Genomic DNA, 16,831 nt, shown 5'->3' on the forward strand with positions numbered 1-16,831 from the left:
CGACCGACGGCCGCGCAGGACGTGGTCCTGCGCGGCCGTCGCGCCGGGCCCGGTGTCTCAGCGGCCGCCCGCGACCGCTCCGCCGGCCGGGCCGACGGCGTAGCAGCGTCGCAGCCAGCGGGCGCGGCCCGCCTCCGCCGGCACGAAGGGCACCCTGCGGTGCATCACGCGCCGGTTGTCGAAGATGTGGAACCCGCCCTCCTCCACCAGGACCGGCGTCCCCGGAAGGCCGGAGACGCAGTCCTCGAAGCGGGTCAGCGCCTCGCGTGCCGCCGGGGTGCCGCCGGTCAGCAGGCCGGGGCCGTAGCGCAGTGCCGTGTTGCCGTCCGGCAGCGTCCAGAGCACGGGGACGCCGGTCCGGCCCAGCGGCCTGCCGCCGTCCGCGGCGGTGTACGACTCCGGTGCGGTGACGGCGAATTCGGGGCGGTGCAGCGCCTCAGCCGTCCGGGCGGGGAGGGACTCGATGACGGTGTCGACGGGCAGCAGGCCGGTGGGGACCCGCTCCTCGTTGCGCATCCCGAGGAAGGAGAGGTAATGGGGGATCGATTCGCCGGCGTCGGCGTCCGGCCGGTGGTCCAGTACGGAGTCGTCGGTGTGCCAGTCGAGCGGCTGTGCGTATCCCCAGGAGGTGAGCGCGCGGGCCGCGGCGGCTCGTGGCGCCACGTTCCTGATGAGGCGGCCTTCGTTCTCCCACCGGTAGGCGACGGGTGCGAGCCCGAGCAGTCGCAGCATCCCGAAGTGGACCAGGTTCGGGATGCTGAGCAGCGTCTCGTCGCAGAAGCCGTCCGCCGGCGTGGGCACCGGCTCCCCGGGTACGGGCAGGTTCGTCAACGTGAGCCAGGCGGAGGGCGCGTGGCGCCACTGCGTCAGCGCGTCGAGGACCGGGGCGGGGAGATGATTGCGCAGGTGTTTGGCGCCGTACGCGAGATAGTGCTCGGTGCCGGTGTCGGGCAGGGCGTCGCCGAGTTCGGTGACCGCTTCTAACGCGGCGCTCACGGCGGCCTTCGACGCGTCCGTGATGTGCAGGGTGGGTGCAGGGCTGTGGGTCATGATCATGACCCTAGGGAAGCGTCGCTCAGGTGTTCGCATCACGTGGAACATCTGAGGTTCTTCTGAGGTTGTGGCCTTGTGGGGCCGGGTGGGATGCGCGGAGGGGGACGGCGGGATGCGCGGAGGTTGCTACCGTCCAGTAACCTTCCAGTAGCCTTCTCTCCCTCAGTGGACGGAGGCCGGGCTGTGAGTGTTCCGACGAGTGATGCCGAGGCGTTCTACGCGCGCGTGGCGGACGGGCGGTTCGTGCCGTCCGAATACACCCGTGGTCCGTGGGACCGCGACAGCCAGCACGCGGGGCCGCCCGCGGCCCTGCTGGGACGCGCCGTGCTGATGCGCCCGGGAGCGCGCGAGGACATGCGAACGGCCCGGATCACCTTCGAGATCATGCGCCCGGTCCCCATTCGGCCGCTGACCGTCCGTACCCGCGTCATCCGGGAGGGGCGCAGCGTCGAACTGGTCGAGGCCTGCCTCGTGCCGGACGGCGGCGAGGAGGTCATGCGGGCCACCGCGCTGCGCATCCGCACGGCGCACGAGGGCTCGATACCGCGGGTCGCCGACGGGCCGTCGGTCCCGTCGCCCGCGGAGTCGCGGTCCGAGCCGTTCTACCCCGTCCCGTGGGACGTCGGCTACCACACCGCGATGGAGTTCCGCTTCGCCTCCGGCTCCTTCCTGGACCAGGGCCCGGCGGCCTGCTGGCTGCGGATGCGCGTACCCCTCGTGGCCGACGAGAAGACCGGACCGCTGGACCGCGTCCTGGTGGCGGCGGACTCGGGCAACGGCATCAGCAACGTCCTGGACTTCTCGGCCCATCTGTTCGTCAACCCCGACCTCACCGTCCACCTGCACCGGCCCCCAGCCGGGGAATGGGTCTGCATCGACGCCCGCACCAGCATCGACTCCGCCGGCGTGGGCATGGCCGAGTCCGCGATCCACGACGAGCAGGGCCCCATCGGCCGCGGTGTGCAGAGCCTCTTCGTGGCTCCCCGCCCCTGACCTCGTACGCCGGCCGGGCCCCGGCCGTTTGCCGTCCCGGCAAGAACGGTTGCCGGGCGGTCCGGCCCTCGCCGAACATCTCCGGGAACGGAGGTCGATGACATGACGACAGAAGACCGGCGAGTTCCGGCCACCGCCCCCGAGGGCGGGAGGCGGTGCCACGGCGCCGCCGCGACGACCGGGGACGCGAAGGGCGCCCCGGCCGAGGAGTTCTGGGACGCCCGCTACGGAGCGAGCGACCGCATCTGGAGTGGCAGGCCCAATGCCGCTCTGGTCCGGGAGACGGCCGGGCTGAAACCGGGCCGCGCCCTGGACCTGGGGTGCGGAGAGGGGGCCGACGCGGTCTGGCTCGCGGGGCAGGGCTGGCGGGTCACCGCGGTCGACGTCTCCGGTGTCGCGCTCGGCCGCGCCGCGGACCACGCACGCCGGGCGGGAGTCGCCGACCGCATCGAATGGCGGCGCCACGACCTGGCCGAGTCCTTCCCCTCGGGGGTCTTCGACCTGGTGTCCGCCCAGTTCCTCCACTCCGAGATCGACCTGCCCCGCGAGCGGATCCTGCGCCGGGCCGCCGAGGCGGTCGCCCCGGGAGGGGTGCTGCTCGTCGTCGGGCATGCCGGAGGCCCCTCCTGGGACCCCGACCGGCACAAGGACATGCACTTCCCCACACCCGAGGAGGTCTTCGAGGCCCTCGGCCTCCCGGACGACGAGTGGGAGGTCCTGGTGAGCGACGAGCACGAGCAGAGCCTGACCGGACCCGACGGGATGCCGGGCACCCGCACCGACAACACCCTCAAGGTCGGACGGCTCCCGCAGCCGGCGCCACGCTGACCACCGGCCGTCGGATGGTCCTGCCCGTTGCCTTGGTGCTGTGCCGGAGAGCGACCTGTCGGATGGTCCTGCCCGTTGCTTCGGTGTCATGCCGGAGAGCGGGCCGTCGGATGGTCCTGCCCGTTGCCCTGGTGCCGCGCCCGACAGCGGGCCGGTACCGGGCAGTTGCCGTCCCGGATCAGACAGGTTCGCCCAGCTGCCGCCCAAAACGGGAAATCTGCCCCCGGAACCCGGCCGGCGCTGCTGGGATAGCCCGAGGACCACGGACGCACGGCGCCAAGGGGCACGCATGCACGATGTCGGGGTACCGGCGGAACGGACGTCTCCCGTCTGCAGGACGGACGGCCGTATCTGCGACGTGCCGGGCCACGGCGCCAGGCCCGGTACGGCGGAGGACCGGTTCCGGGGGCTGCTGGAGTCGGCGCCGGACGCCATGGTGATCGTCGACGACACGGGGACGATCAAACTGGTCAACGCCCAGACGGAGACGTTGTTCGGCCACCGGCGGGAGGAACTCTACGGCCGCCCCATCGAAATGCTGATCCCGGAACGCTTCCGCGCACAGCACCCCGCCCACCGGCGCGCGTACACCGACGACGTGCGCGTCCGTCCGATGGGCGCCAGCCTCGACCTCTACGGACTGTGCAAGGACGGGCGGGAGTTCCCGGTCGAGATCAGCCTCAGCCCCCTGGAGACCGCCGACGGTCTGCTCGTATCGGCCGCGGTCCGCGACGTCAGCGACCGCAGGGCTGCCGAGGAGCGGTTCCGGGGGCTGCTGGAGTCGGCGCCGGACGCCATGGTGATCGTCGACGACACGGGGACGATCAAACTGGTCAACGCGCAGACCGAGACCATGTTCGGGTACCGGCGCGAAGAGCTCCTGGAGCATCCCATCGAGGTCCTCGTGCCCGAGCGGTTCCGGGCCCACCACCCCCTGCACCGCAGCGGATACTCCGCCAACCGGCAGGTACGCCCCATGGGAGCCGGGCTGCAGCTCTACGGTCTGCGCAAGGACGGGCGGGAGTTCCCGGTCGAGATCAGCCTCAGCCCCCTGGAGACCGCCGACGGCATCCTCATATCGGCCGCGGTCCGCGACGTCAGCGACCGCAGGGCCGCGGAGGAACGCATCAACGAACTCGCCGCGCTCGTCGAGTCGTCACAGGACGCGATCCTCGCCAAGACCCTGGAAGGACGCATCACCTACTGGAACGCGGCCGCCCAGCGGCTCTACGGCTACACCGCGGAGGAGGCCATCGGCCGGCACGTGTCGGTCCTGGCCCCGCAGGAGCGCAAGGAGGAGGTCACCGCACTGCTGGAACGCCTGCGCCGGGGCGAGAAGGTCGAGCACTTCGAGACGCTGCGGGTCACCAGCAGCGGCGAACTGCTGGACGTGGACGTCACGCTCTGGCCCACCCGGGCCTCCGACGACACCGTCGTCGGTGCGTGCGCCATCGTCCGTGACGTCAGCGACCGCAAGCGGGCCGAGGCCGAACTCACGCGGCTGTACGAGCAGCAGCGCCACGTCGCCCTCACCCTCCAGCGCAGCCTCATGGGAACCCCGCCCACCCTTCCCGGCCTGCACACCGCCAGCCGCTACCTCCCCGCCACCCAGGGGGCGGGTGTGGGCGGCGACTGGTTCGACCTCATCCCGCTGGGCGCGGGCCGCGTCGGCATCCTGATCGGCGACGTCATGGGCCGCGGGCTGGAGGCCGCCGCGGTCATGGGCCAACTGCGTTCCGCGGCCAACGCGCTGGCCAAGACCGGCATGCCGCCACGACAGCTGATGCAGGCCCTGGACGCCGTCGTCGCCGACCTCCCCGACCAGCTCGTCACCTGCTGCTACCTGGTCATCGATCCGGACGAGGGCGAGGTGACCATCTGCTCGGCCGGACACCTGCCGGTCCTGATCTCCAGCCCCGAGCACACCGTCGGCATGCTTCAGGCGCCGGTGAGCGTGCCCCTCGGGGTCGGCGACATCCCCCACCAGCAGGCCCGCTTCCCGGTGCGGCCCGGCTCCACGCTCGTCCTGTGCACCGACGGACTGGTCGAGACCCCGGGCAGTGACATCGAGGCACAGCTCGCTCTGCTCGCCGGGCAGCTGGAGAAGGCCTTCACGACCGCACCCGACCTGGAGGCCGTCGCCGAACAGGTGCTGGCCGGCCTGTTACCCGACGCCCAGGCACACAACGACGACGTCACCCTGCTTCTCGCCAGGCTTCCCGCCGCCCCGCTCGCCACCGCGTCCACCGAACTCCCCGCCACCCCGGCCGCGGTCGGCGACGGCCGGGCGTTCCTCGCCGCGGTCCTGACCGAGTGGCAGTGCGACGAGATCGCCGAGGACACCCGGCTCCTCGCCTCCGAGATCGTCACCAACGCCGTGCGTCACGCCGACGGACCGGTACGCCTGCGCGTCCGCCGCAGCGTCCACGAGGTCACCGTCGAGATCAGTGACGGCAGCCCCCGTCTGCCGCACCCCCGCATCGCGTCCAACGACGACGAGTCCGGCCGGGGACTCATCCTCGTCGACGCGCTCTCCGAGAGCTGGGGCACTCGCCTCACGGACCAGGGCAAGACCATCTGGTTCACCCTGCGTCTGAGCGGGGACGCCGACGAGCCGGACCGGGACGGGCCGGGTCCGGCTCCCCACGCCTTCCCGTGAACCGCGGCCACCGGGGCACCCGGCGGGGACGCGGCGGCCCGGCCGCGGGTTGCAGCGGGTAGGGGGCGAGGAGCGGACGTCAGCAGAGCACGTTGAGCGCGCCCGGCTGCACCCTGGCGGTCATCGGCAGGACCGCGTCGACCTCTCCGTCCGCGCCGTAGGGGATCTCGCGGTCCGCCTCGATCCGGACCTCCTTGCCGTGCAGCACCTCCACCTCGGGGCGGTCGATGTGCGCACCCGTCTTCAGTTCGTTCATCACCGTGAAGAACAGGCGGCGCGGGGCGTCACGGATCACGACGATGTCAAGGACGCCGTCGTCGACCCGGGCACCGGGGGCGATCCGGCGGCCGAAGCCGTAGAAGGCGGAGTTGGCGGCGACCACGGTGTAGCCGCGGCGTTCGTGCAGGACGCCGTCCACCGTGATGCGGTAGTCGACGGCACGCCAGGTGGCCACCGCGCGCAGTCCGCCCGCGTAGTACGAGGCGGCACCGCGCAGCAGCCTGGTGGTGTTGGCGTGCCGGTTGGCGAGGGCGTCGACGCCCGCGTAGACGCTGCCGAGGACCGCGGTCCGGTGGTGGTGGGCCGACTCGATCTCGATGGTGTCGACCGCTCTGGGGCTGCCGTGGAGCAGCACCTCGGCGAGCCCCTCGGGGGCGGTGGGCAGCTCCAGCGCACGGGCGAAGTCGTTGCCGCGGCCGGCCGGGACGAGCCCGAGCACCGCGTCCGTTCCGCTGAGCGCGCCGCCGATGCCGCCCGCTATCCCGTCGCCGCCGACGGCCAGCACGACGTGCCCGCGCTCGCCGGCCTGCCGGGCCAGCTGCCGGGCGTGCTCCAGGCTGCGGCTGTACTCCGTGGTGAGCTCCGCGCCGGCCTCACGGAGCAGCCGGGCCACCGGGAGGAGTGCCGCGGTGCCGGTGGACCCCCCTGCGGTGGGGTTGACGACGGCGGTGAACTGTCGCATGGGATGCGCCTCCGAGGGCAGGGGGTGGCGGTCTGTGGACGGACGACGGATGAATGACGGGGTGCCGGGCCCGGGAACGGTACCGGCACCCCGGTGGGGGGAAGGGTGGCACGCCGGCCGAGGGGAGGCCGGCGTGCCGTTCGGGGGGCGTGGGCCCGTCAGCGGGTGGGGAGCAGGATGCCGGGGTTGAGGATCCCGGCCGGGTCGAGCCGGTGCTTGACGGCCCGGAGGGCCTCGACACCGAGCGGCCCGACTTCCTGCACGTACCAGTCGCGGTGGTCGGTCCCCACGCCGTGGTGGTGGCTGATGGTGCCGCCGGCCGCGATGATCGCGTCGTTGGCGGCCCGCTTGGCCGGTGCCCAGTGCTCGACCGGGTCGTCCCCCTGTGCCGAGACGACGGTGAAATACAGACTCGCACCGTTCTCGTAGACATGGGAGATGTGGCACATGACCAGCGGCGGGGTGCCCGCCTCGGTCAGGGCGGTGGTGAGCGCCTGGCGGACCGAACCGTAGAGCTCCGGGATGCCGGACCAGAACGTCGCGGTCTCCAGCGTCTCCGCGAACGCGCCGGCGTCGAGCAGCGCATCGCGCAGGTAGGGGGCGGAGTAGCGGCCGTGCGCCCAGCGCTCGCCGGGCTCCGCGCCGACCGGCTCGCCGCCGCAGGCGCGCAGCACGGCCCCGACCTGCTCCCGGCGGCTCTCGGTGTCCTCGGCCGTCCCTTCGTACCCGGCGATCGCCATGCAGCCGCCCGGCTGCGGGGCGTCGGAACCGCCGATGGCGTCGGGCTGGGCGAGGCCGATGAACGTCTCGGTCTCGTCGGAGAGCCGGAGCACGGTGGGGCGCGGCCCGTCCTGGGCGACCCGGCGCAGCGCGGCGGCACCCGCCTCGAAGGACGGGAACCTCCACCCCTCGTAGATCTTCTTCTCGGGGAGCGGACGGATCCGCACGGTCACCGAGGTGATGACGCCGAAGGCGCCCTCGGAACCGAGGATCAGCTGCCGCATATCGGGGCCGGCCGCCGAACGCGGTGCACGGCCGATGTCGAGGGTGCCCTCGGGGGTGGCGACGGTCAGGCCGAGGACCATCTCGTCGAACCGGCCGTACCCGGCGGAGGCCTGGCCGCTGGAACGGGCCGCGGCGAACCCGCCGATGGACGCCCACTCGAACGACTGCGGGAAGTGGCCGAGCGTGTAGCCGCGCTCGGCGAGGAGCGCCTCGCACTGCGGGGCGCGCAGTCCCGGCTGCAGGACCGCGGTGCGGGAGACCTCGTCGACGGCCACCAGGGCGTCGAGGCGGCGCAGGTCCAGGGCGATGAACGCGCCGTGGCGCTCCGGGGCGAGTCCGCCGACGACGGAGGTGCCGCCGCCGAACGGGACGACCGCCACGCCGTGCCCGGCGCAGACGCGCAGCACGGCGAGGATCTCGTCGTGGCTCGCGGGCAGCACCACCGCGGCGGGGATGTCGTCGACCTCGCCGGCGCGGATGCGCAGAAGGTCGGGCGTGGACTTGCCGCGGGTGTGCCGGATCCGGCTCTCCGCGTCGGTGCGCACGTACGCCATGTCGCCGAGGCGGTCGGCGAGGGCCTCGACGACCTCGGGGGCGAGGGCGGAGTCGGGGACGGCGATGTCCCCGAGCACGGCCGTCTCGGTGCTGCGGGGTTTGACACCGAGCAGATCGCGCAGCAGGCCGATCACCGTGTCGGGCAGCGGGGCAGCTTCGGCCGGGTCTCCCCAGCCGCTCCACAACATGTCCACTTGGGTTGCTTCCTCACCGTTGTTTCGCGGGCGCCGTGTCCTGCCGGCTTCACTGCATTACACTGTGACAGATGACGCCCATTCGTCACAACCACTCGGACAGCGATCCGGTCCTCGACGCAGCCCGCGACTGCGTCCTGGCCGTCGGCGTCCGCCGGACCACCCTGACCGACGTGGCCCGCCGCGCCGGTGTCTCCCGTATGACGCTCTACCGGCGCTGGCCGGACGTACGGACCCTCGTCGGCGACCTGATGACCCGCGAATGGGTCGCCGTCGCCGTCGCCGCGCTGCCCGACAGCGATGCCGACACCCCCGCGCGGACACGGCTCGTCGACGGCCTCGTGGCCGGGGTACGGGCGTTCCGTGCACACCCGCTGTTCCACAAGATCATCGACGTCGATCCGGAACTGCTGCTGCCGTACATGCTCGACCGCAGGGGCGCCAGCCAGGAGGCCCTGCTGGAACTGCTCGTCGCCGCCCTGGAACACGGCCACACGGACGGTTCGATCCGCAGGGCGCACCCCGTGCTGCAGGCCCGGTCCCTGCTGCTCGTCGTCCAGTCGTTCACGCTCTCGCTGCGCACGATGACCGACGAGGACACCCCCGACCTCACCGCCGCCGCCTTTCTGGAGGAGCTGCGGACCATCCTGGAGAGGACCCTTCACCCATGAGCCTCCCGAGCGGCCCGGCCCCCGCCGGCGCCTCCCTGAACGCCGCGCGCCGCACGCGGGAACTGGCAGAGCTCGCCGACGGGGCGTCCGTCGACGTCCTGGTCGTCGGGCTCGGTGCGACCGGTGCCGGCGCCGCGCTGGACGCGGCGTCCCGCGGCCTCTCCGTCGCCGCCGTCGACGCCCACGACCTGGCCTTCGGCACCTCCCGCTGGAGCTCCAAGCTGATCCACGGCGGTCTGCGTTACCTGGCCTCAGGTCACCTCGACGTCGCCCACGAAAGCGCCGTCGAACGCGGCATCCTCATGGAGCGCACCGCCCCCCACCTGGTGCACGCACAGCCGTTCGTGATGCCCCTCACCCCGCTCGTCTCCCGCGGCCAGGCGGCGCTCACCTGGGCCGGACTCAGGGCCGGCGACCTCCTCCGGGCGTCCGCCCGCACATCACGCAGGACGCTCCCGGGCCCGCGCACCCTCTCCGCGGTCGAGACCCGCCACCTCGCCCCCGCCCTGCGTACGTCCGGCCTGCGCGGCGGACTGCTGTCCTGGGACGGCCAGCTCAGCGACGACGCCCGCCTGGTCACCGCCATCGCCCGGACCGCGGCCGCCCAGGGCGCGCGCATCCTCACCCGGACCCGCGCCCTCACGGTCAGCGGCTCCGGCGCCCACGTCCGCGACGAACTCACCGGTGAGGAAATGGAGATCCGCGCCCGCGCAGTGATCAACGCCGCAGGGGTCTGGGCCGGCGGCCTCGTCGAGGACGTCCGGCTGCGGCCCTCGCGCGGCACCCACCTGGTGCTGCGTTCGGACGACATCGGCCGTCTCTCCGCCGGACTGCACATCCCGATCCCGGGTGAGACCAACCGCTTCGTCCTCGTCCTGCCCCAGGGCGACGGCCGCGTCTACGTCGGGCTGACCGACGAGCCGGTCGACGGCGACATCCCGGACGTTCCCGAAGTGCCGGAGACCGACATCGGCTTCCTGCTCGACGTCCTCGGCTCCGCCCTCGACGTCCCCGTCCACCGCTCGCACGTCGTCGGTGCCTTCGCCGGGCTGCGGCCGCTCCTCGACACCAGCGACCCGGCGGCCGGCGACGGGCAGGGCAGGACCGCCGACATCTCCCGCAGGCACGCCGTGGTGACCTCCGCGGACGGTGTCGTCACCGTCGTGGGCGGCAAGCTCACCACCTACCGGCGCATGGCCGAGGACGCGGTGGACGCCGCCGTGGCCGCGCAGAAGCTGGCGGCAGGCCCGTCCCGCACCATCTCGCTCCCGCTGGTCGGCGCCGCCCGGCCGGCGACCCTGTCGGGGCTCCAAGCCCCCCGGCGCCTCGTCCAGCGCTACGGCACCGAGGCGCCCGCCGTCCACGCCCTCGGTACCGCCGATCCCTCTCTCGCCGAGCCCGTGCTCCCCGGCCACCCCGTCACGGGCGCCGAACTCCTCTGGGCGGCCCGCCACGAAGGAGCACTCGACGCGGACGACATCCTCGACCGCCGTACCCGTATCGGTGTCGTCCCCGACGACCGCGCGAAGGCCCAGGACGCGGCGCAGGAAGCACTGCTCCGCAGCACCACGTCCGACTGACCCCCGGCGGGAGCGGCCACTCGGCTCCTCTCGGCCGCTCCCGCCGCCTTGTCGTCCCGTCGCGCAGGGGCGGGACGGCCGCCGAACGCCGGGAACCGGTCCGCCCGACCGCGAACCTGCAGTCCCCATGCGTCCCGGGAGCCCGACTCCCGCTTCACGGCCGCGTGACCACCGCGTCGACCCCGGACTCCCGCAGTCCCCGCGCGAGAAGCTCCATCTCGGGAAGCGTCCCCGAGCACCCGCCGCTCAGCACGTCCCGCAGCGCCGCCGCGGCCTGGTCGAGTTCGAGCCCCCACTCGGCCCGCAGCACCCGCATGACCGTCACTCTCCGCACGGCCCGCCCCCGCACCTCCAGCCGCGCAGGCCCGTGCTCGGCGAGCAGCCGCTCCCTCAGGAAGGACGGCAGCTCTCCACCGCACCTCGCCAACCCGTGGCCGCAGGCCGGACACGAGTACTCCACGTCCCACCGCAGGCGACCGCCCACGAGGGCCTGCACACCGTGGTACTCCGCCTCCGCGCCGCATCCCTGCACGCGTCGGCACAGGCGAGCGATTCGAAGACCAAGTGCCCCACCCTTCCTGTTCGCCCCCGGCCGGGCGTTCGCCGTGTGACGGTAACGCCCAGGGGGCGGTCACCGGAGGCCGGGGGGAGACCTGCTGCCGGGAGAGGGCGTGCGTGCGCCGTTCACGGTCGATCCCGGTGACGACGACCGTGACCCCTTCGCCGACCCGGACGGCATCCTCCGGAACCTCCACCGGTGTCCGTGCGAGCCCCGCAACCGACTTGCGACGGCGGTCGTCTGTGTGGTTGGCGGCAGGGGGCCGCCGCGTTCACGTGGGGGACCCGATGAAGCACATGCGCGTCAGTGCCATGGTGGTAGCAGCGACGATGGCCGTGGCCGGTCTGTCCGGGTGCGGGCCGACGGGGGAACCGGCCGCCGCGGAGGGCAGCCGGCCCCCGGCCGGGGCGGGCGGTGCGTCGGCGGCTCCGGCCACCGGCGGTGCCACGCCGGCCACCGGCACCAGCACGCCCCCCGGTGGTCCGGCACCGACGACGGCCCCTTCCGAGCGGCCCCGCCCGGCCGGAAGCACCGCGGGAGGGGCGGTCGTGCGCCGCGCAGTCCCCTGGAACCTGGACCGGCTGGACCAGCGCAACCGCCCGCTGGACGGCACGTTCACCGCCCGTGCCGACGGCAGTGGGGTGCACGTCTATGTGATCGACACCGGCCTGGACATCAGACATGCGGAGTTCGGCGGCCGCGCCTCCCTGGGCGCCGACTTCGTGGGAAGCCCCGACAACGGTGACTGCTTCGACGGCGGCGGCCTCGGGCACGGAACGTTCGTGGCGGGCATCATCGCCGGCAAGAAGTACGGTGTCGCACCGAAGGCGAAGGTGGTGCGTGTCCAGGCGATCGAATGCGAGGAAGGCAGCAAGGGGAGGCCCGCGGACGTCGGCCCGACGCCCGCGGCCGGGGCCGACGCCTCCATCGTCAAGGCCGTCGAATGGGTGACCCGCCACGCCCGCCGTCCCGCCGTGGTGAACATGTCCCTCAACCTCGCGACGCGTTCCACCGCACTCGAAGCCGCCGTCCAGCGCATGGTCGACTCCGGGGTCACGACCGTCGTGTCGGCGGGCAACTACGGTGACGACGCCTGCAAGCACTCCCCGGCCGGCGTACGTGACGCGATCGTGGTCGCGGCCTCCACCACGCGGGACCGCCACTGGGACGAGAGCGAGGGATCGGGCTCCGGCCATGGCCGCTGCGTGGACCTCTACGCCCCCGGCGAGAACATCACCTCGGCGTTCGCGGAGGGCGGCACCGGCCTGAACGAGGGCACCGCCACCTCCTGGGCCGCGCCACACGCCTCCGGTGCGGTCGCCCTCTACCTGTCGGCCCACCCCAGGGCGACTCCGGCACAGGTCCGGAACTGGATCACCGGGCAGGCGAGCCCCGGCCGGGTGTCCGGCGTGCCCGCCCAGACGCCCAACAGGCTGCTGTACACCGGGGGCCTGTGACGGCCGTACCTCCACCCGCGGCGCGACCCGGCACCGGGCCGCCGCAGGAGGTCACCAGGAGGTCACGGGGTCGTGGTGGGCGAGAGCAGCGCGCGGTAGCCCACCCGCGGTCCGAGGTCCTGGAGCGGGACCACCCGCCAGTGGCGGGCGTACGGCGGGGGCCGGCTCCCTCCGGAGAGCAGCACCACGACCGGCTGCCGTAGGCCCGCTGCGGCGAGCGCCTCGGACGTCGTACTGGTGTCGTGGCCGGAGGGCTGCCGGGACGCGCAGCCGGTACGGAAGGCGACCCGGACGGCCTCCTCGCCGGTGACCACGCAGGGCGCACGGACGCCCTGGGCGCGCAGTTCGGCGGCCACACGGGTGAGCACGCGTGAGTCGGCACGCGCGCGGCCGGTCACGCCGTCGAGCAGCCGGTACTGGACCACGAGGTGCGCGGCGACCGCCACGCCGACGAGGCACACCACGGCGGGCCGTCGGCGCAGTCCGCCGCGGCAGGCCCGTACGAGGCACAGGGCCACGGGCAGGGCAAGCAACGCGTACGCCGGCAGCAGGAACCGCGGAGCCGCGTAGTCGACGGTGAACAGATAGGGCACGGCCAGGGACACGCCGACCACGGTCGGGACGACGGCCGCGGTGCGGTGGCGGGTCCGGGCGGCGGCCCGTACACCGGCCGCGACCAGCAGCGGCAGCACGAGGAACCAGAGGGCGGCGACGGGATGCCGCCACGGCACGTCACACGGGCGGCACAGCGTACGGCCGCTCAGCGCCCGCACGTGGTCGTCGACGGCGACGTGCAGACCGAGATGGCCCTGGATCTCACTGGCCCGCCGCAGCCGGGGGAGGAGCCCGTCGTAACGGACGTACGCCTCGACGACCCACTCGGCACAGCCGGCCAGCGTGCCCGCCGCGAGGACCACGAGCAGCAGCAGCCGGCGCTGCGTGCGCATCACCAGCGCCGCCCCGGCGAGCGGCACGACCAGCCACACGGCGTCGGTCGGACGCATCAGCGCTGCGAACGCCACCCCGCAGCCCAGACCGGCCAACGCCCCGACGCCGGCGGGGTCCCTGACGAACCGCAGGAAACAGCCCACCGCGATCAGCGCACCGTAGGCGACCCAGAGGTTCGGCATCGCCTGCGGTCCGTAGTACACCGTGATCCACAAGCTGGAGAACAGTGCGCCCCCGACAGCGAGCACCGGCGCGGGCAGCAGCCGCCGCCACACCCACAGGGCGAGGAACAGTCCGCAGCCGGACAGCAGGGCCAGACAGACGCGGAGCATCTCCGTGGAGGTGGTCAGAGCCGCCACGGGGGCGACGAGGAAGGTGACGCCCCGGGCACGCGGTGCGCTGAAGAACGCGGCCGGTGCCTGGGAGTCGACCTGGCTCACGTACACGGTCTCGTCCCAGCCGAGTCCCACACCGGGCACCGCCAGGACCAGTTGGACGACGGTGAAGACGCCGGCGACGACAGCCGGCCACAGCATGGACGGTGCGGCTGTGGAACCGGGACTTGTGCGTGTGCGCGATGCACCGCCGTGCCGCGGGTCCCGTCGCCCGTGCGGTGGCACGTCGTCGCGCGAGCCGCTGATCACACGGGGTGCGTCGCGCATGGCGTGGCCTCGCTCCGGGTTCACGGGTGACGGCGCTGTGGTCCGGCCCGTCCACCCCAACGCTGCGCCGCGCGGGGCGGGACCACCAGACGGGCGAGGCACTCGGCCCAACCGCCCCACCGAACGGGTGAGCCGGGGACCGTACTCATGCGTCCGGACTTGCAGGCGAGGACGACCCGGAACGCCGGGCCGACCGGCGGTACGGAGAGGAGGGCGGCGGTACGGAAGGAGGGCGGCGGTACGGAAAGGAGGACTGGCCGTACAGAGAGGAGGACCGGGACGGTAGGCAAGGCGGAATCGGTCCAGGAAGCAGTCGGGGGCCGCGCGGCAGAGGCGGCGACGCCCGTCTCGTCCGGACGGGCGACCCACGTGGGGGCCTGCCCCCGAAGACGCCTGCACCGTGCGCCGCGTGACTAGTATCCGCGCAATGGGCAGCCGCGGACCACGGAGACCGTCATGGACAGGACACCCGCTTCACGCCTCACGTCGAATCGATCCCGCATCGCGCACAAGGTGCGCTACGCCCTGCGACACCCGGAACGCATCCTGCCGTACCTGCGCCGCGCGGGCCGGGACGGGTGGCTGCGGCTGCGGCACCGCGGGGACCACATCGCGTACTACCGTGCCGTGATGGCGTCCGACACCGCGCGGAGCCCGGAGGCGGCGGTCGGCGGACGCCCCTCCTACGACCGCTGGCTCGCCATCGGCGAGATGCAGTACGACTACCTGGTGCGGCACGGGCTGAAGCCGCAGGACCGGATGCTGGAGATCGGATGCGGCAATCTCCGCGCCGGCCGGCGTTTCATCGAGCTCCTGGAGCCGGGGCACTACTACGGGATCGACATCTCGCCCGACATCCTCATCCAGGCCCAGAGGACCGTGGTCCGCTACGGGCTCCAGGCCAAGCTGCCGCACCTGACACCCGTCGACGACCTGACACTGGACTTCCTGCCCGACTCCTGGTTCACGGTGGTCCACGCGCACAGTGTGTTCTCGCACTCGCCCCTGGAGGTCATCGACGAGTGCCTCGCGCACGTCGGCCGGGTGCTGGCTCCCGGGGGCTTCTTCGACTTCACCTACGACCGCACCGAGACGCGCGAGCACCAGGTGCTGCGCGAGGACTTCTACTACCGCACGGAGACGCTGATCCGGCTGGCCGAGAAGCACGGCCTGGTCGCCCACTTCATGGACGACTGGGAGCAGCTGCCGCACGGCCAGTCCAAGCTCCGGGTCACCCACGCGTGACATTGGGCAAGGCCCGCCCGAGGTAGGCCGAACGGGGCAGTGCCGGGCCCGGTCTCGCCGCCCGGCGCGTACTCGCGACGTACGTTGGGCATGGCACGCGCCCCCGGCGCCTTTCCGGTGCCCGTGCGCCGCCCCCACTGGCCACGGTCGAGAGAGGCACCCGGAATGATGCGCATGTCAGAGCGCCGCCGGCGCATGGGGAGAGCCCACGGCAGGATCGTGGCGGCGGCAGTCGCCACCGCCGGGCTGCTGGCCGGCACGGCGTGCACCAGTAGTACCCCGACGTCCGCCCCGCCGGCCGCGGCTGCCCCCACGTCGCCGGTACCGACCCCGAGCGCCCGGGTCCGCGAGCTGAGCCCCGCCGTGGCGGAACAGCTCGACGAGGCCGTCACCCAGACGATGAAACAGGCGGGCGTCCCCGGTGTCATCGTGGGAGTGTGGATCCCGGGAAAGGGCAGCTACGTCCGGGCGTTCGGCACCGCCGACACCAAGACCGGCACCGCCATGTCGGACGGTCTGCGCATGCGGATCGGCAGCGTGACCAAGACCTTCACGGTGACCGCCCTGCTGCGCCTGGTGGACGCGGGGAAGGCGAGGCTCGACGACCCGATCGCCAAGTACATCAAGGGCGTTCCCAACGGATACCGCATCACGCTGCGTCAACTGGCCGAGATGCGCAGCGGGTTGTTCTCCTACACCGAGGACCCGGCCTTCGACAAGGCCTTCCTGACCGATCCCAACCGGGTGTTCACGCCCCAGCAGCTCCTCGACTACGCCTTCAAGAACCACGCGCCCCAGTTCCCACCGGGGCAGAAGTTCCAGTACTCCAACACCAACACCATCCTGCTCGGCCTGGTGGTGGAGAGGCTGAGCGGCCAGAGCCTCGGCGACTACATGAAGAAGGAGGTGCTGACCCCGGCCCGGCTGAACCACACCCTCTTCCCCAAGGGCGCGGAGTTCCCCGAGCCGCACGCACACGGCTACACGACGCAGACGCTCAACGGCAAGGAAGCGGACGCGACGAACTGGAACCCCTCGTGGGCCTGGGCCGCCGGAGCGGTGATCTCGGACCTGCCCGACCTCCGCGAGTGGGCGCGCATCCTCGCGACGGGCACGCTGCTCAAGCCCTCCACCCAGGCGCAGCGACTGAGGACGCTCCCCACCGGCTACCCAGGGACCGGATACGGTCTCGGCCTCTTCTACAACCACGGCTGGATCGGGCACAACGGATCACTGCCCGGCTACCAGTCCGTCGTCGTGTACCTCCCCACGGCCAAGGCGAGCCTGGTGGTTCTCACCAACACGGACGACAACTACGAGGGCAACGAGAACAGCACCCTCTTCGCGAAGGCCGTCACGGCCATCGTGACCCCCGACAATGTCTACGACCTGCCGCCCACACCCCCGGCCTCGGGCCGTCCGACCCCGTCGAGCTGACCTCAACCGGTCAGGACGCCGCAC

The 16,831-nt window shown here is 72.9% G+C and carries 13 protein-coding genes; 8 read left to right on the top strand and 5 right to left on the bottom strand.

Translation table 11 applies throughout. From position 1 onward, the window contains the following. Positions 1 to 57: 57 nt before the first annotated feature. Complete coding sequence (locus ACZ4Z5_RS29065) at positions 58 to 1,050, bottom strand: TauD/TfdA family dioxygenase (RefSeq protein ID WP_468268098.1); 993 nt, start codon at positions 1,048 to 1,050, stop codon at positions 58 to 60. Positions 1,051 to 1,236: 186 nt separating this feature from the next. On the opposite strand from ACZ4Z5_RS29065, the gene ACZ4Z5_RS29070 reads away from it, so the two are divergent. The 3 genes from ACZ4Z5_RS29070 to ACZ4Z5_RS29080 all read left to right on the top strand — a co-directional run bounded on the left by ACZ4Z5_RS29070 (position 1,237) and on the right by ACZ4Z5_RS29080 (position 5,533). Further along, positions 1,237 to 2,046 (top strand): thioesterase family protein, encoded by an 810-nt coding sequence (locus ACZ4Z5_RS29070; protein WP_468268101.1) that lies wholly within the window; start codon positions 1,237 to 1,239, stop codon positions 2,044 to 2,046. A gap of 102 nt (positions 2,047 to 2,148) precedes the next feature. Further along, positions 2,149 to 2,874, top strand: coding sequence for an SAM-dependent methyltransferase (locus ACZ4Z5_RS29075; protein WP_468268104.1), 726 nt, complete (start codon positions 2,149 to 2,151; stop codon positions 2,872 to 2,874). Positions 2,875 to 3,163: 289 nt separating this feature from the next. Next, positions 3,164 to 5,533: a SpoIIE family protein phosphatase gene (locus ACZ4Z5_RS29080; protein WP_468268107.1), complete on the top strand. Its 2,370-nt coding sequence runs from the start codon at positions 3,164 to 3,166 to the stop codon at positions 5,531 to 5,533. A gap of 79 nt (positions 5,534 to 5,612) precedes the next feature. On the opposite strand, the gene ACZ4Z5_RS29085 is transcribed toward ACZ4Z5_RS29080, so the two are convergent. Both ACZ4Z5_RS29085 and ACZ4Z5_RS29090 read right to left on the bottom strand, forming a co-directional pair. After that, positions 5,613 to 6,494 (bottom strand): YegS/Rv2252/BmrU family lipid kinase, encoded by an 882-nt coding sequence (locus ACZ4Z5_RS29085; protein WP_468268110.1) that lies wholly within the window; start codon positions 6,492 to 6,494, stop codon positions 5,613 to 5,615. A 158-nt stretch (positions 6,495 to 6,652) separates the two neighbouring features. After that, positions 6,653 to 8,248, bottom strand: a complete 1,596-nt coding sequence (locus ACZ4Z5_RS29090) for an FAD-binding oxidoreductase (protein WP_468268113.1) — start codon at positions 8,246 to 8,248, stop codon at positions 6,653 to 6,655. A 71-nt stretch (positions 8,249 to 8,319) separates the two neighbouring features. On the opposite strand from ACZ4Z5_RS29090, the gene ACZ4Z5_RS29095 reads away from it, so the two are divergent. Both ACZ4Z5_RS29095 and ACZ4Z5_RS29100 read left to right on the top strand, forming a co-directional pair. Further along, positions 8,320 to 8,919: a TetR/AcrR family transcriptional regulator gene (locus tag ACZ4Z5_RS29095; RefSeq protein ID WP_468268116.1), complete on the top strand. Its 600-nt coding sequence runs from the start codon at positions 8,320 to 8,322 to the stop codon at positions 8,917 to 8,919. Continuing rightward, a complete protein-coding gene (locus ACZ4Z5_RS29100; protein ID WP_468268119.1) occupies positions 8,916 to 10,499 on the top strand; it encodes a glycerol-3-phosphate dehydrogenase/oxidase in 1,584 nt (527 codons plus the stop codon). Before ACZ4Z5_RS29095 ends, ACZ4Z5_RS29100 begins: the two co-directional genes overlap by 4 nt. A 154-nt stretch (positions 10,500 to 10,653) precedes the next feature. Here the strand turns inward: ACZ4Z5_RS29100 and ACZ4Z5_RS29105 are convergent, their stop codons facing one another. Further along, a complete protein-coding gene (locus tag ACZ4Z5_RS29105; RefSeq protein ID WP_468268122.1) occupies positions 10,654 to 11,031 on the bottom strand; it encodes a hypothetical protein in 378 nt (125 codons plus the stop codon). A 575-nt stretch (positions 11,032 to 11,606) separates the two neighbouring features. Here ACZ4Z5_RS29105 and ACZ4Z5_RS29110 point away from each other — a divergent pair. Next, positions 11,607 to 12,515 (top strand): S8 family peptidase, encoded by a 909-nt coding sequence (locus ACZ4Z5_RS29110; protein ID WP_468268125.1) that lies wholly within the window; start codon positions 11,607 to 11,609, stop codon positions 12,513 to 12,515. A 62-nt stretch (positions 12,516 to 12,577) separates the two neighbouring features. On the opposite strand, the gene ACZ4Z5_RS29115 is transcribed toward ACZ4Z5_RS29110, so the two are convergent. Beyond that, a complete protein-coding gene (locus tag ACZ4Z5_RS29115; RefSeq protein ID WP_468268128.1) occupies positions 12,578 to 13,999 on the bottom strand; it encodes a hypothetical protein in 1,422 nt (473 codons plus the stop codon). Between the two features lie 582 nt (positions 14,000 to 14,581). Between ACZ4Z5_RS29115 and ACZ4Z5_RS29120 the strand changes: the two genes are divergently transcribed. Both ACZ4Z5_RS29120 and ACZ4Z5_RS29125 read left to right on the top strand, forming a co-directional pair. Next, on the top strand, positions 14,582 to 15,370 hold the full coding sequence (locus ACZ4Z5_RS29120; protein ID WP_468268131.1) for a class I SAM-dependent methyltransferase: 789 nt from the start codon (positions 14,582 to 14,584) through the stop codon (positions 15,368 to 15,370). Positions 15,371 to 15,538: 168 nt separating this feature from the next. Then, positions 15,539 to 16,807, top strand: a complete 1,269-nt coding sequence (locus ACZ4Z5_RS29125; protein ID WP_468268305.1) for a serine hydrolase domain-containing protein — start codon at positions 15,539 to 15,541, stop codon at positions 16,805 to 16,807. Positions 16,808 to 16,831 lie beyond the last annotated feature (24 nt).

The organism is Streptomyces sp. NPDC030222, assembly GCF_055573115.1.